Annotated in this window: 20 protein-coding genes and 1 pseudogene; 12 read left to right on the top strand and 9 right to left on the bottom strand. The window is 58.7% G+C overall.

The annotated features are described in order from the left end of the window. Positions 1 to 249: 249 nt before the first annotated feature. Positions 250 to 972, bottom strand: a complete 723-nt coding sequence (locus AB4O01_RS25870) for a tellurite resistance TerB family protein (RefSeq protein ID WP_093436735.1) — start codon at positions 970 to 972, stop codon at positions 250 to 252. Between the two features lie 177 nt (positions 973 to 1149). Here AB4O01_RS25870 and AB4O01_RS25865 point away from each other — a divergent pair, with 177 nt between their 5' ends. From AB4O01_RS25865 to AB4O01_RS25830, 8 genes are all read left to right on the top strand, one after another. Next, complete coding sequence (locus AB4O01_RS25865; protein ID WP_093436738.1) at positions 1150 to 2064, top strand: LysR family transcriptional regulator; 915 nt, start codon at positions 1150 to 1152, stop codon at positions 2062 to 2064. A gap of 132 nt (positions 2065 to 2196) precedes the next feature. Then, complete coding sequence (locus tag AB4O01_RS25860) at positions 2197 to 3654, top strand: gamma-aminobutyraldehyde dehydrogenase (RefSeq protein ID WP_095050362.1); 1458 nt, start codon at positions 2197 to 2199, stop codon at positions 3652 to 3654. Between the two features lie 83 nt (positions 3655 to 3737). Then, the gene (gene ydcS / locus AB4O01_RS25855; protein ID WP_460089974.1) at positions 3738 to 4889 is read left to right on the top strand and encodes a putative ABC transporter substrate-binding protein YdcS; all 1152 of its coding nucleotides are present in this window, start codon (positions 3738 to 3740) and stop codon (positions 4887 to 4889) included. A 278-nt stretch (positions 4890 to 5167) separates the two neighbouring features. Continuing rightward, entirely contained in the window at positions 5168 to 6205 is a 1038-nt protein-coding gene (locus AB4O01_RS25850; protein WP_460089973.1) for an ABC transporter ATP-binding protein, read from the top strand. Between the two features lie 16 nt (positions 6206 to 6221). Further along, positions 6222 to 7142, top strand: a complete 921-nt coding sequence (locus tag AB4O01_RS25845) for an ABC transporter permease (protein WP_007908947.1) — start codon at positions 6222 to 6224, stop codon at positions 7140 to 7142. After that, entirely contained in the window at positions 7132 to 7956 is an 825-nt protein-coding gene (locus AB4O01_RS25840) for an ABC transporter permease (RefSeq protein WP_460089971.1), read from the top strand. The genes AB4O01_RS25845 and AB4O01_RS25840 overlap by 11 nt, the downstream gene beginning before the upstream one ends. Before the next feature lie 165 nt (positions 7957 to 8121). Further along, positions 8122 to 9546: a gamma-aminobutyraldehyde dehydrogenase gene (locus AB4O01_RS25835; RefSeq protein ID WP_460089969.1), complete on the top strand. Its 1425-nt coding sequence runs from the start codon at positions 8122 to 8124 to the stop codon at positions 9544 to 9546. Between the two features lie 225 nt (positions 9547 to 9771). Then, positions 9772 to 11256, top strand: coding sequence for an APC family permease (locus AB4O01_RS25830; protein ID WP_460089968.1), 1485 nt, complete (start codon positions 9772 to 9774; stop codon positions 11254 to 11256). A 58-nt stretch (positions 11257 to 11314) separates the two neighbouring features. On the opposite strand, the gene AB4O01_RS25825 is transcribed toward AB4O01_RS25830, so the two are convergent. From AB4O01_RS25825 to AB4O01_RS25810, 4 genes are all read right to left on the bottom strand, one after another. Beyond that, positions 11315 to 11872: a hypothetical protein gene (locus AB4O01_RS25825; protein WP_460089967.1), complete on the bottom strand. Its 558-nt coding sequence runs from the start codon at positions 11870 to 11872 to the stop codon at positions 11315 to 11317. 5 nt (positions 11873 to 11877) lie between these two features. Continuing rightward, positions 11878 to 12072, bottom strand: coding sequence for a hypothetical protein (locus AB4O01_RS25820; RefSeq protein ID WP_460089966.1), 195 nt, complete (start codon positions 12070 to 12072; stop codon positions 11878 to 11880). 109 nt (positions 12073 to 12181) lie between these two features. Next, a complete protein-coding gene (locus AB4O01_RS25815; RefSeq protein WP_186621975.1) occupies positions 12182 to 12820 on the bottom strand; it encodes an RloB family protein in 639 nt (212 codons plus the stop codon). Beyond that, the gene (locus AB4O01_RS25810) at positions 12817 to 14070 is read right to left on the bottom strand and encodes an AAA family ATPase (RefSeq protein WP_186622144.1); all 1254 of its coding nucleotides are present in this window, start codon (positions 14068 to 14070) and stop codon (positions 12817 to 12819) included. The genes AB4O01_RS25815 and AB4O01_RS25810 overlap by 4 nt, the downstream gene beginning before the upstream one ends. 300 nt (positions 14071 to 14370) lie before the next feature. On the opposite strand from AB4O01_RS25810, the gene AB4O01_RS25805 reads away from it, so the two are divergent. Then, positions 14371 to 14883, top strand: a complete 513-nt coding sequence (locus tag AB4O01_RS25805; protein WP_460089964.1) for a BRO-N domain-containing protein — start codon at positions 14371 to 14373, stop codon at positions 14881 to 14883. Positions 14884 to 14933: 50 nt separating this feature from the next. Here the strand turns inward: AB4O01_RS25805 and AB4O01_RS25800 are convergent, their stop codons facing one another. Beyond that, complete coding sequence (locus tag AB4O01_RS25800; protein ID WP_007908956.1) at positions 14934 to 15119, bottom strand: hypothetical protein; 186 nt, start codon at positions 15117 to 15119, stop codon at positions 14934 to 14936. Between the two features lie 392 nt (positions 15120 to 15511). Here AB4O01_RS25800 and AB4O01_RS25795 point away from each other — a divergent pair, with 392 nt between their 5' ends. Beyond that, the gene (locus AB4O01_RS25795) at positions 15512 to 17140 is read left to right on the top strand and encodes a glucan biosynthesis protein D (RefSeq protein WP_099758089.1); all 1629 of its coding nucleotides are present in this window, start codon (positions 15512 to 15514) and stop codon (positions 17138 to 17140) included. Between the two features lie 207 nt (positions 17141 to 17347). On the opposite strand, the pseudogene AB4O01_RS25790 reads toward AB4O01_RS25795, so the two are convergent. The 3 genes and pseudogenes from AB4O01_RS25790 to AB4O01_RS25780 all read right to left on the bottom strand — a co-directional run bounded on the left by AB4O01_RS25790 (position 17348) and on the right by AB4O01_RS25780 (position 21030). After that, positions 17348 to 18453, bottom strand: a pseudogene (locus tag AB4O01_RS25790) (NADH:flavin oxidoreductase/NADH oxidase). 269 nt (positions 18454 to 18722) lie between these two features. Continuing rightward, entirely contained in the window at positions 18723 to 20432 is a 1710-nt protein-coding gene (gene recJ, locus AB4O01_RS25785) for a single-stranded-DNA-specific exonuclease RecJ (RefSeq protein WP_427120497.1), read from the bottom strand. Between the two features lie 55 nt (positions 20433 to 20487). Then, positions 20488 to 21030 (bottom strand): YaeQ family protein, encoded by a 543-nt coding sequence (locus AB4O01_RS25780; RefSeq protein ID WP_186621970.1) that lies wholly within the window; start codon positions 21028 to 21030, stop codon positions 20488 to 20490. A 146-nt stretch (positions 21031 to 21176) separates the two neighbouring features. Here AB4O01_RS25780 and AB4O01_RS25775 point away from each other — a divergent pair, with 146 nt between their 5' ends. Further along, positions 21177 to 22376, top strand: a complete 1200-nt coding sequence (locus AB4O01_RS25775) for a CaiB/BaiF CoA transferase family protein (protein WP_099758087.1) — start codon at positions 21177 to 21179, stop codon at positions 22374 to 22376. After that, a complete protein-coding gene (locus AB4O01_RS25770) occupies positions 22303 to 23283 on the top strand; it encodes a TIGR02285 family protein (RefSeq protein WP_460089962.1) in 981 nt (326 codons plus the stop codon). Before AB4O01_RS25775 ends, AB4O01_RS25770 begins: the two co-directional genes overlap by 74 nt. Positions 23284 to 23422 lie beyond the last annotated feature (139 nt).

The raw sequence follows: 23422 nt of genomic DNA, 5'->3' as shown, positions 1-23422 counted from the left end.
GGGCGGTGTTTCATTTATAAGACGCTTTGTAACCCTCGGGCCTGTCCGCCTTGGTCGCGGGAGGGCTCTGGGCTAGGACTGTCCGACAATTGCGGGTGGGCGTGCCAGTGGGGTAATGGCAAAAAGAGGCGATATATCTGTCATTGCCGCCGGGGTGCGGCGGAAAATGCCTTGGCGAGCAAGCTCGCTCCCACATTGGAACGCAATCCCCTGTGGGAGCGAGCTTGCTCGCGAAAGGGCCAGCCGGGTTTACACCGATGCGATGCGCACCTGCTTCTCCAACTCCACCTTCAACCCCGGCTCCAGCTTCAGTTGCCGCGCCAGTTCATCCAGATAGCTCTTCTCCATAAAGCTTTCCTCATCCACCAGCATCACACTGGCGATGTACATTTCTGCCGCCATCTCCGGCGTGCTCGCGGCCCGGGCGACGTCGGTCGGGTCCAAGGGTTTGTTGAGCTCGGCGTGCAGCCAGTGTTGCAGTTCCTGATCGTTGTCGAGTTTGGTGAATTCGCCTTCGATCAGTTGGCGTTCACGGTCATCGATATGGCCGTCAGCCTTGGCGGCCGCCACCAGTGCTTTGAGAATGGCCTGACTGTGCTGTTCGGCTTGTGCCGGTGGCAAGCGGTCGAGGGTTTGCGGCTCGCTTTGTGGCGCTGTGCCTTTTTGCGCGTTGTAGTTGCCGTAAGCCTTGTAGGCCAACACACCCAGCGCCGCGAGGCCGCCGTAGATCGCAACTTTGCCGCCGACCTTGCGCACTTTCTTGTTACCGAGCAGCAGGCCCATCGCACCTGCGGCCAATGCACCACCACCTGCACCTGACAGCAGACTGCCGAGGCCACCAGAGCCTGATGCGCCGCCGAGCAAACCGCCCAAGCCACCGGCAGCCGGTTTGTTCTGCGTTCCGCCAGCCTTGTTCTGCAATAGATCCTGGCCGGACTTGAGCAGTTGATCGAGCAATCCACGGGTGTTCATGTTCCGCCTCCAAACAGGGGTTATCCGGATCTATAAGGCCCTCAGCCTAGTTCGAAAGTGCCCCTGTCCGACCTGCGAGTGTGCTTCCAGATGTTGCTCGCCCTGCAGCAGCCCTTCGTGAAAATAGATATACACTCAGGCCAATCTATAAAAACCGCCCACTGGGTAGCCCTTCTCATGATGACCCTGCGTCAGATTCGTCACTTCATCGCCGTGGCCGAGACCGGCTCGATCTCCGCCGCCGCGCAAACCGCGTTCATATCCCAATCGACCCTGACCCTGGCGATCCAGCAACTGGAAGAGGAAATCGGCGTCAGCCTGTTCAGCCGCCACGCCAAGGGCATGACGCTGACACACCAAGGTCATCAATTCCTACGCCAGGCGCACCTGATTCTGGCGACCGTGGACAACGCCAAACGCAGCCTGCAACAGAGTACCGATCAGGTCGCCGGGCAGTTGATCGTCGGCGTAACCAGTCTGGTCGCCGGTTATTACCTGGCGGATCTGCTCACCCGGTTTCAGCGCGCGTATCCCAATGTCGAAATCAGAGTGATGGAAGACGAACGGCCCTACATCGAGCATTTGCTGGTCAGTGGCGAGATCGATGTCGGCGTATTGATCCTCTCCAACCTCGAAGATCGCCACGCTTTGCAGACTGAAGTACTGACTCACTCACCGCACCGTTTGTGGCTTCCGGCCCAGCATCCACTGCTGGAGCACGACAGCATCAATCTCGCCGACGTCGCCCGCGAACCGTTGATTCAACTTAACGTCGATGAAATGGATCGCAATGCCCAGCGTTTCTGGCGCGGTTCCGGGCTGCAACCGAAAATCACTCTGAGAACCGCGTCCACCGAGGCCGTGCGAAGTCTGGTCGCCGCCGGATTGGGCGTGTCGATCCAGCCGGACATGACTTATCGCCCATGGTCGCTGGAGGGCGACATCATCGAAGCGCGTCCGATCGCCGACCTCAATCAGACCTTGGACGTCGGCCTGGCCTGGCGCCGTGGCACCGCGCGTCCCACATTGGTCGACCCATTCCTGACTGTCGCACGCGAGCAACCCCACGGCGGGCGCAAGCCATCTATTTAATCGAATGCTGCCTTCAGTATTTAGTATTTGTCGACCTCGGAGCCGCGCACTAGTCTTGCTGCATCTATAAGACGGCCGGCTCCCGGGTTTCAGGGAGCAACAATGGCCACACAAGAAAAGAGATCGCGGAAAATGGCTGGCGCGCAGACCCCGATGTGTACCGCGTTGTTGATTGATGGCGAACTGGTCGCCGGGGAAGGTTTTGTCGAGCCGATTCTCAATCCGGCCACCGGCGAAATCCTCACGCACATCGCCGAAGCCAGCACCGAGCAAGTCGAAGCCGCCATCCTCGCCGCCCACCGCGCCTTTGCCGAGTGGTCGCGCACCACGCCGCAGCAACGTTCGAACCTGTTGCTCGAGATCGCCAACGCCGTGGAAAAACACGCCGACCACCTCGCCCGCCTCGAATCGCTGAACTGCGGCAAGCCGTTGCACCTGGCGCGTCAGGACGATTTGACCGCGACCGTCGACGTATTCCGTTTCTTCGCCGGCGCCGTACGCTGCCAGACCGGTCAGCTCAGCGGCGAATACCTGCCGGGCTACACCAGCATGGTCCGTCGCGACCCGATTGGCGTGGTCGCTTCGATTGCGCCGTGGAACTACCCGATCATGATGGCCGCGTGGAAAATCGCCCCGGCCCTCGCCGCCGGCAACACGCTGGTGTTCAAACCGTCCGAACACACGCCGCTGTCGATCCTCGCTCTGGCGCCAGCGCTGGCCGAAATCCTCCCGCGCGGGGTCATCAACATCATCTGCGGTGGCGGCGAAGGCGTCGGCAGCCATTTGGTCGGCCACGCCAAGGTGCGCATGGTCTCGCTGACCGGCGATATCGTCACCGGGCAGAAAATCCTCCAGGCCGCCGCGAAAACCCTGAAACGCACGCACCTCGAACTCGGCGGCAAAGCCCCGGTGATCGTCTGCAACGACGCCGACATCCAGGCCGTGGTCGATGGCGTGCGCACTTACGGTTACTACAACGCCGGGCAGGACTGCACCGCTGCCTGCCGGATCTACGCGCAGGCCGGGATTCACGACAAATTGGTCGCCGAACTCGGCGCCGCCGTCAGCAGCCTGCGCTTCGCCGGCAAACGTGATGCCGATAATGAGATCGGCCCGCTGATCAGCACCCGTCAGCGCGACCGCGTCGCCAGTTTCGTCGAGCGCGCCCTCGGCCAGCCGCACATCGAACGCGTGACCGGTGCGGCGGTGCACTCCGGTGCCGGTTTCTACTATCAGCCGACGCTGCTCGCCGGTTGCAAACAGAGCGACGAAATCGTTCAGCGCGAAGTGTTCGGCCCGGTGGTCACCGTGACCCGTTTCGACGAACTCGCGCAAGCCGTCGACTGGGCCAACGACTCCGAATACGGCCTCGCCTCGTCGGTCTGGACACAGAATCTCGACAAGGCCATGCAGGTTGCCGCGCGCTTGCAGTACGGCTGCACGTGGATCAACAGCCATTTCATGCTGGTCAGCGAAATGCCCCACGGTGGGCTGAAACGCTCCGGTTACGGCAAAGACTTATCCAGTGATTCGCTGCAGGACTACAGCGTGGTGCGGCACATCATGGCCCGCCACGGCCAGCATCTCTGACTAAGCTAATAACAAGCCGCCAACGGCATGCTTCACCGCGTTCACAACTGCCCCGACCATAATTTAAAGAAGAGGGTTCAACCATGTTCGTGCACAAGACCGCACTGCTCAGTGCAATCACCACGGCCCTGCTGGCCAGCGCCAGCCTGCAAGCGGCCGAGCCGTTAAAGGCTGTCGGTGCTGGCGAAGGTCAGCTGGATATCGTTGCGTGGCCGGGTTACATCGAACGTGGTGAGAGCGACAAGGCCTATGACTGGGTGACCGGTTTCGAGAAAGAGACCGGCTGCAAGGTCAATGTGAAAACCGCCGCTACCTCGGACGAAATGGTCAGCCTGATGGCCAAGGGCGGTTACGACCTGGTCACCGCATCAGGCGATGCCTCACTGCGGTTGATCGTCGGCAAGCGTGTGCAACCGATCAACACCGCGTTGATCCCGAACTGGAACACCCTCGACCCGCGCCTGAAAGATGCGCCGTGGTACGTGGTCAACCAGCAGACTTACGGCACCCCGTACCAGTGGGGACCGAACGTGCTGATGTACAACACCAACGTGTTCAAGACTGCGCCGACCAGTTGGAACGTGGTGTTCACCGCTCAGGATCTGCCCGACGGCAAGCCGAACAAGGGCCGCGTGCAGGCGTATGACGGCCCGATCTACATCGCAGATGCGGCGCTGTATCTGAAGTCGACCAAGCCTGAACTGGGAATCAAGGATCCGTATCAACTGACCGAAGATCAGTACAAAGCCGTGCTTGATCTGTTGCGCGCACAGCAGCCGCTGATCCACCGCTACTGGCACGACACCACGGTGCAGATGAGCGACTTCAAAAACGAAGGCGTGGTGGCGTCGAGTGCCTGGCCGTATCAGGTCAACGGTTTGATGAACGAGAAGCAGCCGATTGCTTCGACCATTCCGAAAGAAGGCGCCACGGGTTGGGCTGATACCACGATGCTGCACGCCGAGGCCAAGCACCCGAACTGCGCGTACAAATGGATGGACTGGTCGCTGAAACCGAAAGTCCAGGGCGATGTGGCGGCGTGGTTTGGTTCGTTGCCGGCCGTTCCTGGGGGGTGCAAAGAAAGTGAGTTGCTTGGCGCTGAAGGTTGCAAGACCAACGGTTTCGACCAGTTCGACAAAATCGCCTTCTGGAAAACCCCGCAGGCTGAGGGTGGCAAGTTTGTGCCGTATAGCCGCTGGACCCAGGACTACATCGCGATCATGGGCGGCCGCTAGCTCTCAATAACGACGCGGTCTTCTCCCTTTCCCCCTCGCCCCCCTGGGGGAGAGGGTTGGGGTGAGGGGGTAGCTTTTGCCTTTGCTCTTGATCTCAGAGCAATGGCCGAAACCGCCACCCTCACCCCCCGCCCTCTCCCGGAGGGAGAGGGAGCTAAAAGCAGATCGCATCTCGTCCGCCGAATGTGTGAGCCAAGCAAACCGTAAAACGATTCAGATTTTTCAGAAGTCCAGGCAGGGCCGCTGCGACGGCTTTCGCCTTTTTGGAGCACCGCACCATGACGCTTGCAGTCCAGTTCACCAACGTTTCCCGGCAGTTCGGCGACGTAAAAGCCGTCGACCGGGTTTCCATCGATATCGAGGACGGCGAGTTCTTTTCCATGCTCGGCCCATCCGGCTCGGGCAAAACCACCTGCCTGCGCCTGATCGCCGGGTTCGAACAACCGAGCGCCGGCTCGATCCGCATTCACGGGGCCGAGGCGGCCGGTTTGCCGCCGTATCAACGTGACGTCAACACGGTGTTTCAGGACTACGCGTTGTTCCCGCACATGAACGTCCTCGACAACGTCGCCTACGGTTTAAAGGTCAAAGGCGTCGGCAAAAACGAGCGGCATAAACGCGCCGAAGAAGCCTTGGACATGGTCGCCCTCGGCGGTTACGGCGCACGCAAACCGGTGCAGTTGTCCGGCGGTCAGCGCCAACGTGTCGCCCTCGCCCGCGCCTTGGTCAATCGCCCGCGTGTGCTGTTGCTCGATGAGCCGCTTGGCGCCCTCGACCTGAAACTGCGCGAACAAATGCAGAGCGAACTGAAGAAGCTGCAACGCCAGCTCGGCATCACTTTCATCTTCGTCACTCACGATCAAACCGAAGCGCTGTCAATGTCCGATCGCGTCGCCGTGTTCAACAAGGGCCGCATCGAGCAGGTCGACACGCCGCGCAATCTGTACATGAAACCGACCACCACTTTCGTCGCCGAATTCGTCGGCACCTCGAATGTGATTCGTGGCGATCTGGCGCGCCAGATCAGCGGCCATCCGCAGCCGTTTTCGATCCGCCCGGAACACGTGCGGTTTGCCGAAGGCCCATTGGCCAGCCACGAAATCGAAGTCAGCGGGCTACTCCACGACATCCAATATCAGGGCAGCGCCACGCGCTATGAATTGAAACTGGAAAACGGCCAGACCCTGAGCATCAGCCACGCCAACACTCAGTGGGTCGACAGCAGCGCGCAGCACCAGACCGGCCAGCGCCTGAGCGCGCGTTGGGCGCGGGAAGCGATGATTGCACTGCACGACACCGTGGCGAGCGGGGTGTGACATGAGCACGCTCGCGATGACTGCATCGCCGCCGTTGCGCAGGTTTTCCAACCTGCTCTATCGCAAGCCGAACCTGTATCTGTCGATGCTGCTGGTGCCGCCGCTGCTGTGGTTTGGCGCGATTTATCTCGGCTCGTTGCTGGTGCTGCTGTGGCAAGGTTTCTACACCTTCGACGACTTCACCATGGCGGTCACTCCCGACCTGACCCTGGCAAATTTTGCCGCACTGTTTCAGCCGTCGAACTTCGACATCATCCTGCGCACGCTGAGCATGGCCATCGTCGTGTCGATCGCCAGCGCCATCGTTGCGTTCCCGATTGCCTACTACATGGCGCGCTACACCACGGGCAAAACCAAGGCGTTTTTCTACATCGCAGTGATGATGCCGATGTGGGCCAGTTACATCGTCAAGGCGTATGCGTGGACGTTGCTGCTGGCCAAGGGCGGCGTGGCGCAGTGGTTCGTGCAACACCTTGGATTGGAGCCGGTATTGCAGTTCATTCTGGGGATTCCCGGGGTGGGCGGTAGCACCTTGTCGACCTCGCATCTGGGGCGGTTCATGGTGTTCGTTTATATCTGGCTGCCGTTCATGATTCTGCCGATTCAGGCGTCGCTGGAACGTCTGCCGCCGTCGCTGTTGCAGGCTTCTGCCGACCTCGGCGCCAAGCCGCGCCAGACCTTTATGCAGGTGATTCTGCCGCTGTCGATTCCGGGCATTGCGGCCGGTTCGATCTTTACGTTTTCGCTGACCTTGGGCGACTTCATCGTGCCGCAACTGGTCGGGCCACCGGGCTACTTTGTCGGCAGCATGGTCTACGCGCAGCAGGGGGCGATTGGCAATATGCCTATGGCGGCGGCGTTTACGTTGGTGCCGATTGTGTTGATCGCGGTTTACCTGTCCATTGTCAAACGACTGGGGGCTTTCGATGCGCTCTGACTCTTCATCACAAGGGCAGGCCTCACTGGGCTTAAAAATCGCAGCCTGGGGCGGGTTGGTGTTTTTGCACTTCCCGATCCTGATCATCTTCCTTTACGCCTTCAACACTGAAGAAGCCGCGTTCAGCTTTCCGCCGAAGGGCTTCACGCTGCACTGGTTCAGCGTGGCGTTTTCGCGGCCGGATGTTCTGGAGTCGATCAAGCTTTCATTGCAGATCGCAGCCGTCGCCACGTTGATTGCCATGGTGCTCGGTACGCTCGCGTCAGCCGCGCTTTATCGCCGGGATTTCTTCGGCAAGCAGGGCATCTCGCTGATGCTGATCCTGCCGATCGCATTGCCGGGGATCATCACCGGGATCGCGCTGCTGGCAACCTTCAAGACGCTGGGGATCGAACCGGGGATGTTCACCATCATCGTCGGCCACGCGACCTTCTGCGTGGTGATCGTCTACAACAACGTCATCGCCCGCCTGCGCCGCACTTCGCACAGTTTGATCGAGGCCTCGATGGACCTCGGCGCCGATGGCTGGCAGACGTTTCGCTACATCATCCTGCCGAACCTTGGCTCGGCGCTGCTGGCCGGCGGCATATTGGCGTTTGCGCTGTCGTTCGACGAAATCATCGTCACCACGTTCACCGCCGGGCATGAACGCACGTTGCCGTTGTGGCTGCTCAACCAGCTCAGCCGCCCACGGGATGTGCCGGTGACCAATGTCGTCGCGATGCTGGTGATGATGGTGACGATGCTGCCGATTTTGGGCGCTTATTACCTGACCCGGGGTGGCGAAAGCGTTGCCGGTAGCGGCGGCAAATAAACATCTGAAAGACACCACTTTCCCCTGTGGGAGCGAGCTTGCTCGCGAAGAGGCCGTCACATCCAACATTGATGTCGACTGATACACCGCTTTCGCGAGCAGGCTCGCTCCCACAGGGTTCTCGATTCGGCCAGAACAATAAAAGTGTTAGTGAGGACAACAGACATGCAAACCAAACTCTTGATCAACGGCCAACTGGTCAATGGCGAAGGCCCGGCGCAACCGGTGCTCAACCCGTCGCTTGGCGAGGTCCTGGTAGAGATCAACGAAGCCACTGAAGCTCAGGTCGACGCCGCCGTACGCGCTGCCGACAACGCCTTCGCCGACTGGTCGCAAACCGCGCCGAAAGACCGTTCGCTACTTCTGCTCAAACTCGCCGACGCCATCGAAGCCCACGGCGAAGAACTGGCCAAGCTCGAATCCGACAACTGCGGCAAACCCTACAGTGCCGCGCTCAACGACGAGATCCCGGCAATTGCCGACGTGTTCCGTTTTTTCGCTGGCGCCAGCCGTTGCATGAGCGGCTCGGCCGCTGGCGAATACCTGCCCGGCCACACCTCGATGATCCGCCGCGATCCGGTGGGCGTGATCGCCTCCATTGCGCCGTGGAACTACCCGCTGATGATGGTCGCCTGGAAAATCGCCCCGGCACTGGCGGCCGGTAATACCGTGGTGCTCAAACCGTCAGAGCAAACGCCTCTGACCGCGTTGCGTCTGGCTGAACTGGCGTCGGAAATATTCCCGGCCGGTGTACTCAATCTGGTGTTTGGTCGCGGTCCTACCGTTGGCAGCCCATTGGTTACGCACCCGAAAGTGCGCATGGTTTCGCTGACCGGTTCGATCGCCACAGGCGCCAACATCATTTCCAGCACCGCCGACAGCGTTAAACGCATGCACATGGAACTGGGCGGTAAAGCGCCGGTAATCATCTTCGATGACGCCGATATCGATGCGGCGGTGGAAGGCATTCGCACCTTCGGTTTCTACAACGCCGGGCAGGATTGCACGGCGGCCTGTCGGATCTACGCGCAGCAAGGCATTTACGACAAATTCGTCGAGAAGCTCGGCGCGGCGGTCAGCAGCATCAAGTATGGCTTGCAGGATGATCCGTCGACTGAACTGGGGCCGTTGATCACCGCGCAACATCTCGACCGCGTTGCCGGGTTTGTCGAGCGTGCTGTGGCGCAGCCGCACATTCGTTTGATCACTGGCGGTAAGGCTGTTGACGGTAACGGCTTCTTCTTCGAGCCGACGGTGTTGGCCGATGCGCAGCAGGACGACGAAATCGTCCGCCGCGAAGTGTTTGGGCCGGTGGTTTCAGTGACCAAGTTCACTGATGAAGCGCAGGCGTTGGAATGGGCTAACGATTCCGACTACGGCCTCGCCTCCTCCGTGTGGACGGCAGATGTAGGACGCGCGCATCGCATGTCGGCGCGGTTGCAGTACGGCTGCACGTGGGTGAATACGCACTTCATGCTTGTCAGCGAAATGCCCCATGGCGGTCAGAAATTGTCTGGTTACGGGAAAGACATGTCGATGTATGGACTGGAGGACTACACCACGGTTCGGCATGTGATGTTCAAGCACTAAGCCTTTAAAAGCTTCGCGAGCAGGCTCGCGCCCACAGGAGTAAGTATTCCAAATGTGGGAGCGAGCCTGCTCGCGAAGGCGTCACCCCGGTATCAGGAAAGAAACCGGCACTACGCACCACCAGGATTCCACACCTAACAATAACTACCGAACCGGGCGGCGCCCACAAAGCCCCGCCACGGCCTCGGCCATCCGAAATCTGCCGATTTCACGGAGCAATCACACATGAGTGCCTCACCCGATCTCGCCGCAGCCGTCGCCGACAGCGATGCCGAACAACTGCGCAAACTGGGCTACACCTCGAACTTCAACCGCAGCATGAGCCTGTGGGAAAACTTCGCCTTGGGCTTCACTTATCTGTCACCGGTCGTAGGGGTTTATACCCTCTTCGGCCTGTGCCTTGCCGCTGGCGGCCCTCCGATGTTCTGGGCCTACTTGCTGGTCGGTTGCGGCCAGTTGCTGGTGTGCCTGATCTTCGGCGAAGTGGTTTCGCAGTTCCCGATTTCAGGCGGTGTTTACCCTTGGGCACGCCGATTGGTCGGCAAGAAATGGGCATGGATGGTCGGCTGGATCTACTCCATCGCCCTCTGCGTCACCATCGCAGCCGTTGCGGTCGGCGCTGGCCCGTATCTGGCCGCCATGCTCGGTTTTGAGCCAAGCAACAACACCAACATCGTCATCGCCCTGGTGCTGACCCTGTTCGCCACACTGGTCAACCTCAGCGGCACCAAAGTGCTGGCGCGTATCGCTATGTTCGGCTTCCTCTGCGAACTGGTTGGCGCAGTGATCGTCGGTGTTTACTTGCTGGTATTCGAACGCCATCAACCGCTGAGCGTGCTGTTCAACACCTTCGACATCCGCGTCGACGGCTCGTACCTGCCGGCGTTTCTCACTGCCTCGCTGGCGGGGATGTTCCTCTACTACGGCTTCGAGGCCTGCGGCGATGTCGCCGAAGAAACCCCGAACCCGAGCGCGAAAATCCCGGTGGCCATGCGCATGACCATCTACATCGGCGGCATCGCGGCAATGTTCGCCTGCCTGGCGCTGATTCTCGCCGTGCCGGACATGCAAGCGGTGATCAACGGCACCGACAAAGACCCGGTCACCACCATCCTCAACAACGCCTTCGGCCCGGTCGGTTCGAAAGTGGTGATGGGCGTGGTGATGATTTCCTTCATCTCCTGCGTCATCAGCCTGCAAGCAGCGGCGAGCCGTCTGCTGTACTCCTACGCTCGCGACGAAATGGTCATCGGCAGCCGACTGCTGAAAAAGATTTCTCCTACCACCCAAGTACCAGTTGCCGCGCTGTTCGTGTCCGGCGTCCTGCCGGCCCTGATCATCGCCCTCGGCTTCTTCCTGCAAGACGCCGTGGCCACCATCGTCAGCTTCGCCGCCATCGGCATCTACCTCGCGTTCCAGATGATCGTGCTGGCCGCGCTGTACGCCCGCAGCAAAGGCTGGAAACCAAGCGGAAAATTCACCCTCGGCGCTTGGGGCTGGCCGGTGAACATCGGCGCGCTGGTGTATGGCGTTGGCGCAATCATCAACATGGCTTGGCCACGTACGCCGGATGCAGCGTGGTATGTGAACTATGCGATGGTGTTGAGCACTGCGATCGTGATTGGGTTGGGCTTGGTTTACATGTGGATTGGCAAGCCGTATGACCATGGCAAGGCGCCGGCTGGGGATGCGTGGAAGGTGAGTCGCTAAGAGCCTGTGATCCCGGCACCGACAAGGTGCCGGGGTTCAGGCAAGCCGTGAAACATCATCAAAAAGAAAACTCTGCCTGATCGTGCTTCAACAGGGAAATACGGTCGAACAGTTTGATTTTTTCATTGGCTTTTTGCTTGGCGTGATCGGACATGAATGCAATCAACTCTTCGAGCTGACTAACGTCTCCGACTACTTTGAATTGCTTTTCCTTGTTGACGAAAACAAGCGACTTCTTCTTTCTCGACAACAATTCAATGACGTTGCTGAGCGTACCGGTGCTCTTTGCATCCCAGATCATCAAGCCGTAGTCAGCCGCTTCGGCCATGACGACGTCTTTCTCGGTGAAGAAAGCTCTCGACCCTTTGGAATGCTTGGAGTCGACTGTTCTGGCGGGCCAGTGCCCTAGGTTGTTCCTCGGCGCCGAACCGCTGCAGAACACCGTGGTTCTGGATCGTTCGAGACTCAGCAGGTACTCCTGAATGGAGGTATCGGCGCCCCCAGCATCACCCACCACCACCTCAAAATCTGACGCTACGATATTATTGATGCGCTCTTTAACCTTCGGATCAAGGTTCTTGATGTTGATAGAGCCGGCAATAAATACAGTCGTCATTGAATTCACTTCCAAGTTAGCGCTGCGACGTAAATATTCCCTACCTTCGGATATTTACGCAAAACAGCGCAGGCCGCGTCCATGGACGCCCCGCTATCAAACAAATCATCTACAACCAAAACATTCCAGCGCCCATCAGTGGTGATTTCATCATTGACGCTGAAACTGTCTCCAATCGCGGCAAACTTTGTGACCTTCAAGGAAAAATCTTGTTTCCTACAGTGGATGGCGACTGAATGGCCTTGGTTCAGCCAGCGCCTGCCAGCAACGTCTCGTCTCGTCTCAGCTACTGGGGGGCTCGGAAAGGGCTTATGTGTCAATCGGCTGGTGCTTTGAGAGGGCTTCGAACTCATCCATCAATAGGTGAATTTCAGTGCTTGGGTTGTGTTCGCCACTGAGGGCGACATCCTCAAGAACTTTGGGGGCCAGCGCTCTTGCCTGCTGAAATGGCTTTCCGAGTAGCTGAGCGAAGTAGCTGACGTCTTTGCCTTTCTGATAGTCAGCCATGCTGGGTTTTGCTCTGAGGCTCTTGGTCACCAAATCAGCCGGAGAGTTCTTCCCGGCTGTGCTGAACGGTTTTCGACTGTAGCCAAAGTGCAGTAGTAGCCAAAACTCGAAGCACGGATAAGATGCGATGACTTGGATTTTTGGATAAGACTTCGCCACATTCAACGCTCGCTCGAAGCACATGTGGGTGTCTCGATCCAAAACACAGAACACCTTATCGAAGCTTTTTTGCCTTACGACTGCTCGCTCAACAATGCCGCTTGGATGTGTAACACCGCAGTGAACGATCTCAACCTGGGCCTTGGCCCGAAAATAAAACGCGGCTTCCTCCAGATAACGTTTCCCTGACTTACTGTCTTCACACAACACCAGCACCTTAGGCTGCGGTTTGAAGCGGGAAGCCTTGCGATCAAACGATTTGAACGAACTCACTACCCTCACCCCTGCCTTATCAGCGGCAGCCCGCGATAACGCCCTTCGAAGTAACGCTTCTCGACATCCTCGCTTTCCCGGCCTTCAAAATCGTGTACGGAAAACAAGCTCGTGGCGCCATGAGCATCACGTTCTGTAATCCAGAACTGGTCACGCCGCAGAATCTTTTCATTCATCAGATGGGTATCGTGTGTCGTGAAAATCAGTTGGGTATCCAACCCACTGTCCAGATGCTTTGCGATCAAATCAGCGACGATTTCGGGATGAAGACTGCTATTCAGTTCGTCGACGCAGAGGATCCCACTGCCACCGGCCTGATTCATCATGAACCAGGGCAACCAGAAGCCAATCAGGTTTTTGGTTCCGCAAGACTCCTCCGAGAAGTCGAACTGCGCATCGCCTGAAATGCTGGAATGCGTGAGGGTCAGTTTGTCCCTTTGAGCCGCCGCGAAGAACTCCTTCAAGGTCAGTTTTCTGTTGCTCAAGTCTGCACAGGCGTCATCCGGGTCGAGCTGTATCGCAGACACAGGAATATCCAGCGCACTGAGAAAATCGCGCAGGTTGCTCGTATGATTTTTGACCATTCGCAGAAAGCGAATCGAGGCTGTGGATAAGCCAAGCATGTTGTTTTGTTCAATGACTAGCAGACCGGTTTGAAACCAACTGAATGGAGTGCGCAGTTGACTCAACTCTTCGCTGCTATGAGTGACGGCTTGTGCAATAAACAGCATCGTCGGACTGGTCAATCGGCGCCAGGCGCAATGCACTTCCTTGCCGCCCTCAAGGGTTTTACCAAACAGGTAATGCTCACCTTCAGCATCAAACCGGCGGTCATAAAGCAGTGTTTCCTTACCTTTCGGGTAAGCAGTCAGTTGTTCCTGAACAATCCTCTGCGCGGTCAGCCCGAGGACAAACCGATAGCGCAGTCCGCCCTGAATAAAGTCGTACTCAAAGACACTGGGCGCATCGCTCAGAGTGCAATCAAATCGAAAGGGTGAAACAGGCAGCGCTTCGTCATTTGAACCACGTGGTGTCGTTAGCAAGCGTCCGACGATGCCCATTGCGCGGATCAGTGAAGACTTTCCGGAGGCGTTCGGACCGTAAATAGCTGCAACCTTCAACAGCTCCGGAAGCTTTTCCGTGCTCGTGGAGGCTTTGAACGTATTGCGTGTTTTGCTCAGACGAGGGCTCGCCGCCATGGACAGGGTTTGCCTGTCCCGAAATGAGCGGTAATTGGATACCGAGAATTCGATCAACATGAAGAAAACCTGCAGTTCATTGCTTGGGTTTTCATGAATAAACGAAAAAACAGGATTCAGATGCAGACGGACTGCAGCGAGTGCAAAAACAGGCATTTCCTACAGATGCAGCCTTCATGAAAAAGCCCCATTTCCTACAGTTATTGTCGATAGAACAGACTTGGTGCGTAGAGCACACGGCAGATAGTCTTCTTTCCGGCTGTGACATCAGCGGCCCGGTGTCGAAGCCGGAAGAAAATCAACATGGCGCAACCGCACTCATTTGAGTGGCGGCTCTATTCTCAATATTGGAGTCGAAAAATGCCTAACCACGTAAAAATTCCTTCTGAAAGCTCCGCTTTCTTCACCCCCACCGCCTTCACCCGCCACAACCGCTTCCTCCACGCCTTCATGCAAGACCACGAATCCTGGTTCTGCGTGCAAGATCTCGGTCGCTTGATGGGTTACCCCCTGAACGAACGCCTCACCCTGAAACTCGATCCCGATCAGCGTCGCCATGTCCTTCTGCGTCGGGACGGCGAAATCATCGATTGCGCGATGGTCAGCGAGTCCGGCCTGTTCGCCCTGCTCGTCCATCACTTCGTCCCGGAAAACCGTCACCTGCGCCAGTGGTTGAGCCATGAAGTCATCCCGATGCTGCGCGAAACCCAATCAAGCCCTGTGGAAAACCACCCGAGCCTGAGTTCGATGCATTGGGCAGGCGTCACCGTGCCGCTGCTGCACTGGCAACAGCAGGCGTGGGTCAAATGGCGGGATGTGCCGGAGTTGATGCACGGCCAGCGGCCGTATCCGGTTCTGGGAACGTGTAGCTGATCCAAATAAAAAAGGGGCGAACATTTCAGTCCGCCCCTTTTAATTTCCACTCAAAACCGCGAAACACTCCGCATCGCATCCACCAGATACCGCATCGCAATCCGGTCATTCTCCGAAAGCTCCCGATAACGCTCCACCAGCTTCACTTCGTCAGAGCTGAGCCGGCGCCTTTTGCGGCCGCTGCCCAGGCAAGGAAAGATGCCCAACATGTCGGTGATCCCTTGTATTTTTGCCATGGACGATGTCCTTCAATACTTCAAAGAATTGCTAAACCACCACATCGCCCTGCCCCTTACAGCAGCGCCGTGTGCCCTACCGGTCAGCACCGGTCATGCCCATAGAATAGAAATTAAATCGGCGCTGAAAAGCGGTTTTTAGAGTAATTAGTCGAAAAAAGCAGATATGCCGTGTAAATCAGAACGCCCTGTCAGACTTTTAACCGACATGTCTTGTTTCATTGACACACTGGCGCGGTGAATCAACGAATTTTGCATTGCGAGCGAACCGTTTAAGCTAGCGGGCATCTGTTAATAGTCCGTTGCGTTTGGCCGAAGGCTTGTCCGAACCGTTATTTCTGATCCAGCACGTGCCAGGAACGGCGCGGGATTGCACACGACAGGTTGTATTTATGCATCGCAGGAATTTGCTCAAAGCGTCCATGGCCATTGCGGCTTACACCGGTCTTTCGGCCACTGGCCTGCTGGCCAGCCGTGCGTGGGCGGCCAATGGCGGCGCCGCCGATGGCGAGGCGCAGGCCTTCGACTTCGAAGCGCTGAAGCGCCAGGCCAAGCAACTGGCTGGCAGCGCCTATCAGGACACCAAACAGGTGCTGCCGCCAACCCTGGCGACCATGACCCCGCAGAACTTCAACGCGATCCGCTACGACGGCGAGCATTCGCTGTGGAAGGAAAACAAGGGCCAACTGGACGTGCAGTTCTTCCATGTCGGCATGGGGTTCCGTCAGCCGGTGCGCATGTACAGCGTCGACGCCAAGACGCGCACTGCCCGCGAGGTGCATTTCCGCCCGGCGCTGTTCAACTATGAAAACACTTCGGTCGACACCCAGCAGCTCAAGGGTGACCTCGGTTTTGCCGGCTTCAAGCTGTTCAAAGCGCCGGAGCTGGATCGTCACGATGTGTTGTCGTTCCTCGGCGCCAGCTATTTCCGTGCGGTAGACGCTACTGGCCAATATGGCCTCTCGGCGCGCGGCCTGGCGATCGACACTTACGCCAAGAAACGCGAAGAATTCCCTGACTTCACCAAGTTCTGGTTCGAGACACCGGACAAGAACGCCACCCGATTTGTGGTGTATGCCCTGCTCGACTCGCCGAGTGCCACTGGCGCTTACCGTTTCGACATCGACTGCCAGGCCGAGCGCGTGGTGATGGAAGTCGATGCGCACATCAATGCGCGTACGGCGATCGAGCAATTGGGCATCTCGCCGATGACCAGTATGTTCAGTTGTGGCACCCACGAGCGCCGCATGTGCGACACCATCCACCCGCAGATCCACGACTCGGATCGTCTGGCGATGTGGCGCGGCAACGGCGAGTGGATCTGCCGCCCGCTGAACAACCCGGCGACCCTGCAATTCAATGCGTTTGCCGACACCGATCCGAAAGGCTTCGGTCTGGTGCAGACCGACCATGAATTCGCCAACTATCAGGACACCGTGGACTGGTACAGCAAGCGCCCGAGCCTGTGGGTAGAACCGACCACGGCGTGGGGCGAAGGCTCTATCGATCTGCTGGAAATCCCTACCACCGGCGAGACTCTCGATAACATCGTCGCGTTCTGGACCCCGAAAAAACCGGTGGCTGCCGGGGATTCGCTGAACTACGGCTACAAGCTTTACTGGAGCGCATTGCCGCCCGTGGGCACGCCGTTGGCAAGGGTGCACGCGACCCGTTCCGGCATGGGCGGATTCACCGAAGGCTGGGCACCGGGCGAGCATTACCCGCCGGTGTGGGCGCGTCGTTTTGCCGTGGACTTCACTGGCGGTGGTCTGGATCGACTGCCGCAAGGCACCGGAATCGAACCGGTGGTGACGTGCTCGAACGGCAAGGTGCAGGATTTCAGCGTACTGGTGCTGGATGACATCAAGGGCTATCGGATTCTGTTTGACTGGTACCCGACCAGTGACAGCGTGGAGCCGGTGGAGCTGCGGTTGTTTATTCGCACCAATGATCGCACGTTGAGCGAGACCTGGTTGTACCAGTATTTCCCGCCGGCGCCGGACAAGCGTAAGTACCCTTGAGGGTTCTCCGGCGTCTGATTGGGCCTCATCGCGAGCAGGCTCACTCCTACAGGGTTATGTGTCGTTAACAAGATGTGTGTGCGACGCAGATCAACTGTAGGAGTGAGCCTGCTCGCGATAGCATCCGCCCAGTCAGCACAAAAACACCCAACAGAAACAAAGCCCCGGCCATCACTGACCGGGGCTTTTTGCTTTTTCACAACTCACTCAATCGCGCAAATCAGACTCATGAATCGGCTGATCACGATGCGTTGCCCGTTGATATTGCGCCGGCCACACCGCTTTGCGCCCCCCAGATCATCGTCGGCATGCAGTGGCCAGTAAGGATCACGCAGCAGCTCCCGAGCGAGGAAAATGATGTCAGCCTGACAGGTGCGCAGAATATGCTCGGCCTGCGCCGGCTCGGTAATCATTCCCACGGTGCCGGTGGCGATGCCTGACTCTTTGCGCACACGCTCTGCGAAGCGCGTCTGATAGCCCGGCCCGACCGGAATTTCCGCGTTGGCCGCCGTCCCGCCCGACGACACATCGATAAGATCCGCGCCGAGGGTGTGCAGACGTCGCGCCAGTTCCACGGTTTCATCCGGGTTCCAGCCGTCTTCCACCCAGTCAGTGGCCGACACGCGAACAAACACCGGTAACTCCTCCGGCCAGACCGCCCTCACCGCTTCGGTCACTTGCAGCACCAGACGAATGCGGTTCTCGAACGATCCCCCGTACTGATCGCGACGCTGATTACTCAGCGGCGAAAGAAACTGGTGCAGCAGATAACCATGCGCCGCGTGTACCTCGACCACGCTGAAACCCGCCTTCAGCGCGCGTTTGGCGGCGTCGACAAACGCCTGAATGACGTCGGCGATCTGCCCTTCATCCAGCTGTTTCGGTTGCGTGTGCTGCGGATCGAAAGCAATCGGTGACGGGCCGACCGGTGTCCAGCCGCCATCATCGGGTTTGACACTGCCATGCTTGCCGATCCACGGCCGATGGGTGCTGGCCTTGCGCCCGGCGTGGGCCAGTTGAATCCCGGCGACCGCACCTTGGGCGGTGATGAAGCGGGTGATGCGTTGCAGCGGCTCGATCTGTTCGTCGTTCCACAGGCCAAGGTCTTCGGCGGTGATCCGCCCGTCGGCCGTGACCGCCGTGGCTTCGGTAAATACCAGACCCGCGCCACCTACCGCGCGACTGCCGAGGTGTACCAGATGCCAGTCGTTAGCGAGGCCGTCGACACTGGAGTATTGGCACATCGGTGACACCGCGATGCGGTTGGGCAGGGTCAGTTGGCGCAGAGTGAAGGGTTCAAGCAGCAGACTCATGGGGCACCTCTCAAATCAGTGGGCAGGCTCCAGGGTTCTGTTTGAATAGTCGACGAGTGACAGGAAAAAGATGCAGCACCCGCCCCCGCGGGCAAAAAATTCGACAAGACGTCACAAGGCCAATCAAGCAGTGCTTAGAGCCTAGTCGACAACCGGGGATGAGGGAGGGTTCAGAGTGATTCAGTGTGTGAAAGGACGCTTTCGCGAGCAGGCTCGCTCCCACAAAGGACAACACCGTACCTGTGGGAGCGGGCCTGCTCGCGAAGGGCTTAGCGCGGTTCGATGTGGGCAATCATCAACTGAACAGTCTCGTTACCCCGAAACTCGTTAACGTCGAGCTTATAAGCCAGTTCAACCCACTGAATCGTCGGGTTCGGCCAGATATCACGGTCAACGCCAAAGGCAATACCATCCAGCTTCACCGAGCCACATTCGCTCTTCAGCACCACTTTCAGGTGCCGTTCGCCGACCACTCGCTGTTCGACCAACTGAAACACGCCATGAAACAGCGGCTCCGGGAAGTGCTGCCCCCAAGGCCCGGCATGGCGCAAGGCGCGCGCCAGTTCGAGGTGGAATTCTTCAACCGCCAGCGTGCCATCGGTCAGCATGCGCCCGGTCAGATCTTCTTCGCGAAGTTGCCTACGCACCTCAGCGTCAAAGGCCTCGGCGAAAAGCGGAAAATTCTCCTGCGGCAAGGTAAGACCAGCGGCCATTGCGTGGCCACCATACTTGGCGATCAGGTTCGGATGCTGCGCCGCCACCACGCTCAACGCGTCACGAATGTGGAAGCCTTGCACCGAACGCCCGGAGCCCTTGAGCAAGCCATCACCGGCATCGGCGAAGGCAATGGTCGGACGGAAATAGCGCTCTTTCATCCGCGACGCGAGAATCCCGATTACACCCTGGTGCCACTCCGGGTCGAACAGGCACAGACCAAACGGCATCGATTCGACCGGCAAGTCCTTGAGCTGCGCCAGCGCCTCGCGCTGCATGCCTTGTTCGATAGATTTGCGATCCTGGTTCATGCCGTCCAGTTGCGCGGCCATTTCCCGGGCCAGGTTGGCGTCGGCAGTGAGCAGGCATTCGATGCCCAGGCTCATGTCATCCAGACGTCCGGCAGCATTCAGGCGCGGGCCGACAATAAAGCCGAGATCGGTGGAGGTAATGCGCGCAGCGTCTCGCTTGGCCACTTCAAGGATCGCTTTGATCCCCGGCCGTGCGCGCCCGGCGCGAATCCGCTCGAGACCTTGATGCACCAGAATCCGGTTGTTGGCGTCCAGCGGCACCACATCGGCAACGCTGCCCAGCGCCACCAGATCGAGCAGTTCACCGATGTTCGGCTGCGGCTTATTCTCGTACCAACCGAGACTGCGCAAACGTGCACGCAACGCCATCAACACATAGAAAATCACCCCGACGCCGGCCAGTGCCTTGCTCGGGAATTCGCAGCCGGGCTGGTTCGGGTTGACCAGCGCATCGGCCAGCGGCAGTTCATCGCCAGGCAAGTGGTGGTCGGTGATCAGTACTTTGAGGCCGGCCTTTTTGGCAGCGGCCACGCCTTCGACGCTGGAGATGCCGTTGTCGACGGTGATCAGCAATTGCGGTTCGCGGGTCAGTGCGACCTCGACGATTTCCGGGGTCAGGCCGTAGCCATATTCGAAGCGGTTCGGCACCAGATAATCGACGTGCGCCGCACCGAGCAGACGCAAACCAAGCATGCCAACCGTGCTGGCGGTCGCCCCGTCCGCGTCGAAGTCGCCGACGATGAGGATGCGCTGGCGTTGCTCCAGCGCCGCCACCAGCAAGTCCACCGCCGCGTCGATGCCCTTGAGTTGCTGAAACGGGATCAACCGCGCCAGACTCTTGTCCAGCTCCGCCTCGGACTGCACGCCCCGCGCCGCGTACAAGCGGGTCAGCAAGGGTGGCAGATCACCGAGAAACGGCAGAGTGGCAGGCAGTTGACGAGGTTCGATACGCATGGGGTGACAGAGACTTCTCTTGATTACGTGGGATTATTGCGGTGGTGGCGCAGGCTCAGCCGCGCTCACCTTGCAGCCAGTGCAACTGGACTTCGTGCTGACCACGGTCGTCGGTGACGAAGATCGTGCCTTCGCTGATCATCACGTCCCACTTGATGACGCGAGGCATGTCCTTGGCCAGCGTCTCCAGCACTTCCTGAGGGACGGCCGCGATGTTGACGTTTTTCAGGTTCTTGATCGCCGGGATCACCTTGGTTTCCCAGACGCGCAGGCTGCCATAGGCCAGCAGGCTGGTGCGCTCGGTGCGACGCGAGCACCAGGTCAGGCGATCAGCGTCAGGCTGGCCAACTTCGATCCAGTGCAGAACACGGTCGTCCAGGCTCTTTTCCCACAGTGCAGGTTCATCCACGTCTGACAGACCGCGACCAAACGACAACTGCTCGTTGTACCAGAGGGCGTAGGCCAGCAGTCGCACGGTCATACGCTCTTCGGTTTCCGAAGGGTGACGGGCGATGGTCTGCTTGACGCTCTCGTAGACACTGCGGTCGAGGTCGGTGAGGTTCAGTTCAAATTTGTAGGTAGTGGACGGCTGGGCCATGAACGGGCTTCTTGATACGAGGAAAGTCGGCAAGTCTAACCGATGCGGTAGGCAATCATCGAATTGATGGCGATCAAGCTGCGGCGTCTGACAGCCGGCTATGTTAAAACGCTGTATCTGCTTAGCCTTGTCCTACAGGATTCAGTATGCCGTTCGCCAACAAACCGCTCAGCGGTGTGAAAGTCATTGAATTGGGTACATTGATTGCCGGGCCGTTTGCCTCGCGTATTTGCGGCGAGTTCGGCGCTGAAGTAATCAAGATCGAGTCGCCCGACGGCGGGGATCCATTGCGCAAGTGGCGAAAACTGTATGAAGGCACGTCGTTGTGGTGGTTCGTCCAGGCACGCAATAAAAAGTCGCTGACGCTGAACCTCAAACACCCTGACGGCTTGGCGATCCTGAAAAAACTGCTCAGTGAAGCCGACATCCTCATCGAGAACTTCCGCCCCGGTGTCCTGGAAAAACTGGGCCTGGGTTGGGAAACCCTGCACGCGTTGAACCCGAAACTGGTGATGGTGCGCCTGTCCGGTTTTGGCCAGACCGGGCCGATGAAGGATCAGCCCGGCTTCGGTGCGGTGGGTGAGTCCATGGGCGGCTTGCGCTACATCACCGGTTTCGAGGACCGCCCACCGGTGCGCACCGGAATTTCCATTGGCGATTCGATTGCCGCGCTATGGGGCGTGATCGGCGCGCTGATGGCGCTGCGTCATCGTGAGGTCAATGGTGGCACCGGACAAGTTGTCGATGTCGCGTTGTATGAAGCGATTTTCGCGATGATGGAAAGCATGGTGCCGGAGTTCGACGTGTTCGGTTTTATCCGCGAGCGCACCGGCAACATCATGCCCGGCATCACGCCCTCCTCTATCCACACCAGCGCCGATGGCAAACACGTGCAGATCGGCGCCAATGGTGACGCGATCTTCAAACGCTTCATGCTGATCATCGGCCGTGAAGACCTGGCCAATGACCCTACGCTGGCCAGCAACGACGGGCGTGACAATCGTCGCGACGAGTTGTACGGCGTGATCGATCGCTGGGTCAATTCGTTGCCGCTGCAATCCGTGCTCGACCTGCTCAATCAGGCCGAAGTACCGGCCAGCCGGATCTTCAGCGCCGAGGACATGTTCAGCGATCCGCAGTACCTGGCCCGAGAGATGTTCCTGCAGGCCAAGCTGCCCGGCGGCAAAGATTTCAAGATGCCGGGCATCGTGCCGAAACTCTCAGAGACACCCGGCAGTTCGGAATGGGTCGGACCGCAATTGGGTGAACACAATGCGCAGGTACTTCACGATCTTGGCTACGACGAGCGCCAGATCGCCAAGTTGCGCGAAGACGGAGCCATTTAAGCTGAAACGCCGGCAGACATCGCACACCAACCGCGCCCATCACTGGTGGACGTGGCGGTTGTTCGGCTTGTTGTTTTTGCTCATGCTGTCGACCGGCGCGCAGGCGAAACCGACGCTGACCTGGTTACTGCGCGACCTGCCGCCCCTGACCATTTTTGAAGGCCCGAAAAAAGGCCAGGGTGTCATTGATCACCTCATGCCGATGCTGATTGCCGGCATGCCGCAATACGAACACAAGTTGATGCGAGTCAATCGAGCCCGAGGCATCCAGATGCTTCACGAAGCCTCCTTCACCTGCGACCCGTCGCTGATCTGGAGCAAGGAGCGCGCGCAATGGATCGCGTATTCCATCCCGGCCTTCCGCGCCGTCAGTAATGGGCTGGTGGTGCGTCAGAAAGATCGCGAAGTGTTGGCACCGTTTCTCGTGGAAGGTGAAATCGATCTGGCATCGCTGCTAGCCAATGGCCAAGTGAAAATCGGTGTCGTGGCGGAACGCAGTTACGGTGCAATAGTCGATGACTTGCTGCGCCAGGCCCCCACGGACGCCCTGACGCCTCATTACGGCAACGAGGCCCTGAACAATCTGCTGCTGATGCAGCGCCTGGGACGATTACAGGTGGTGCTGGGCTATTGGCCAGAAATTCGTTATCAGGCTCATCTGGCGCAAATCGCCGAAGACGAATTGCTGTTTTATCCGATCCGCGGCACCGGTAAATACCTGTCGGGCTACATCGGCTGCTCCGACACACACCAGGGCCGTCAGGCAATCAGCGAAATAAACCAACTGCTGCGCACCCTTCCCCACGATCAACTGAACCAGTTGTACGCCGACTGGCTGGACCCCGCGATGCGAAGTGACTACCTCGAACAGGCCCGATCGTTCTTCGAGCAACAAGCGGCGCCATGAGCAAATCGCAGACAAAAGAAACCCCGAGAAGTGGGGAGACGACTCGGGGTTAAACGTGGCCTACATAAAGACCCGTAGCAGCAAGCGACAAGCACCGGAGCACAATGCTTGATCCTGCTGTTACCGGGTCTGACTGACA

Source organism: Pseudomonas sp. S2_E02, assembly GCF_054668355.1.
The sequence above is the reverse complement of the archived record's forward strand: the minus strand, read 5'-3'. Positions and strand labels throughout refer to the sequence as shown.

Coding starts and splice junctions, on each gene's coding strand:
- AB4O01_RS25850 (WP_460089973.1), top strand. CDS start 5,168: ATGACGCTTGCAGTCCAGTTCACCAACGTTTCCCGGCAGTTCGGCGAC.
- AB4O01_RS25845 (WP_007908947.1), top strand. CDS start 6,222: ATGACTGCATCGCCGCCGTTGCGCAGGTTTTCCAACCTGCTCTATCGC.
- AB4O01_RS25830 (WP_460089968.1), top strand. CDS start 9,772: ATGAGTGCCTCACCCGATCTCGCCGCAGCCGTCGCCGACAGCGATGCC.
- AB4O01_RS25825 (WP_460089967.1), bottom strand. CDS start 11,872: ATGACGACTGTATTTATTGCCGGCTCTATCAACATCAAGAACCTTGAT.
- AB4O01_RS25870 (WP_093436735.1), bottom strand. CDS start 972: ATGAACACCCGTGGATTGCTCGATCAACTGCTCAAGTCCGGCCAGGAT.
- AB4O01_RS25795 (WP_099758089.1), top strand. CDS start 15,512: ATGCATCGCAGGAATTTGCTCAAAGCGTCCATGGCCATTGCGGCTTAC.
- AB4O01_RS25770 (WP_460089962.1), top strand. CDS start 22,303: ATGCGCAGGTACTTCACGATCTTGGCTACGACGAGCGCCAGATCGCCA.
- ydcS (WP_460089974.1), top strand. CDS start 3,738: ATGTTCGTGCACAAGACCGCACTGCTCAGTGCAATCACCACGGCCCTG.
- AB4O01_RS25865 (WP_093436738.1), top strand. CDS start 1,150: ATGATGACCCTGCGTCAGATTCGTCACTTCATCGCCGTGGCCGAGACC.
- AB4O01_RS25840 (WP_460089971.1), top strand. CDS start 7,132: ATGCGCTCTGACTCTTCATCACAAGGGCAGGCCTCACTGGGCTTAAAA.
- AB4O01_RS25810 (WP_186622144.1), bottom strand. CDS start 14,070: ATGTTGATCGAATTCTCGGTATCCAATTACCGCTCATTTCGGGACAGG.
- AB4O01_RS25775 (WP_099758087.1), top strand. CDS start 21,177: ATGCCGTTCGCCAACAAACCGCTCAGCGGTGTGAAAGTCATTGAATTG.
- recJ (WP_427120497.1), bottom strand. CDS start 20,432: ATGCGTATCGAACCTCGTCAACTGCCTGCCACTCTGCCGTTTCTCGGT.
- AB4O01_RS25805 (WP_460089964.1), top strand. CDS start 14,371: ATGCCTAACCACGTAAAAATTCCTTCTGAAAGCTCCGCTTTCTTCACC.
- AB4O01_RS25800 (WP_007908956.1), bottom strand. CDS start 15,119: ATGGCAAAAATACAAGGGATCACCGACATGTTGGGCATCTTTCCTTGC.
- AB4O01_RS25860 (WP_095050362.1), top strand. CDS start 2,197: ATGGCTGGCGCGCAGACCCCGATGTGTACCGCGTTGTTGATTGATGGC.
- AB4O01_RS25780 (WP_186621970.1), bottom strand. CDS start 21,030: ATGGCCCAGCCGTCCACTACCTACAAATTTGAACTGAACCTCACCGAC.
- AB4O01_RS25835 (WP_460089969.1), top strand. CDS start 8,122: ATGCAAACCAAACTCTTGATCAACGGCCAACTGGTCAATGGCGAAGGC.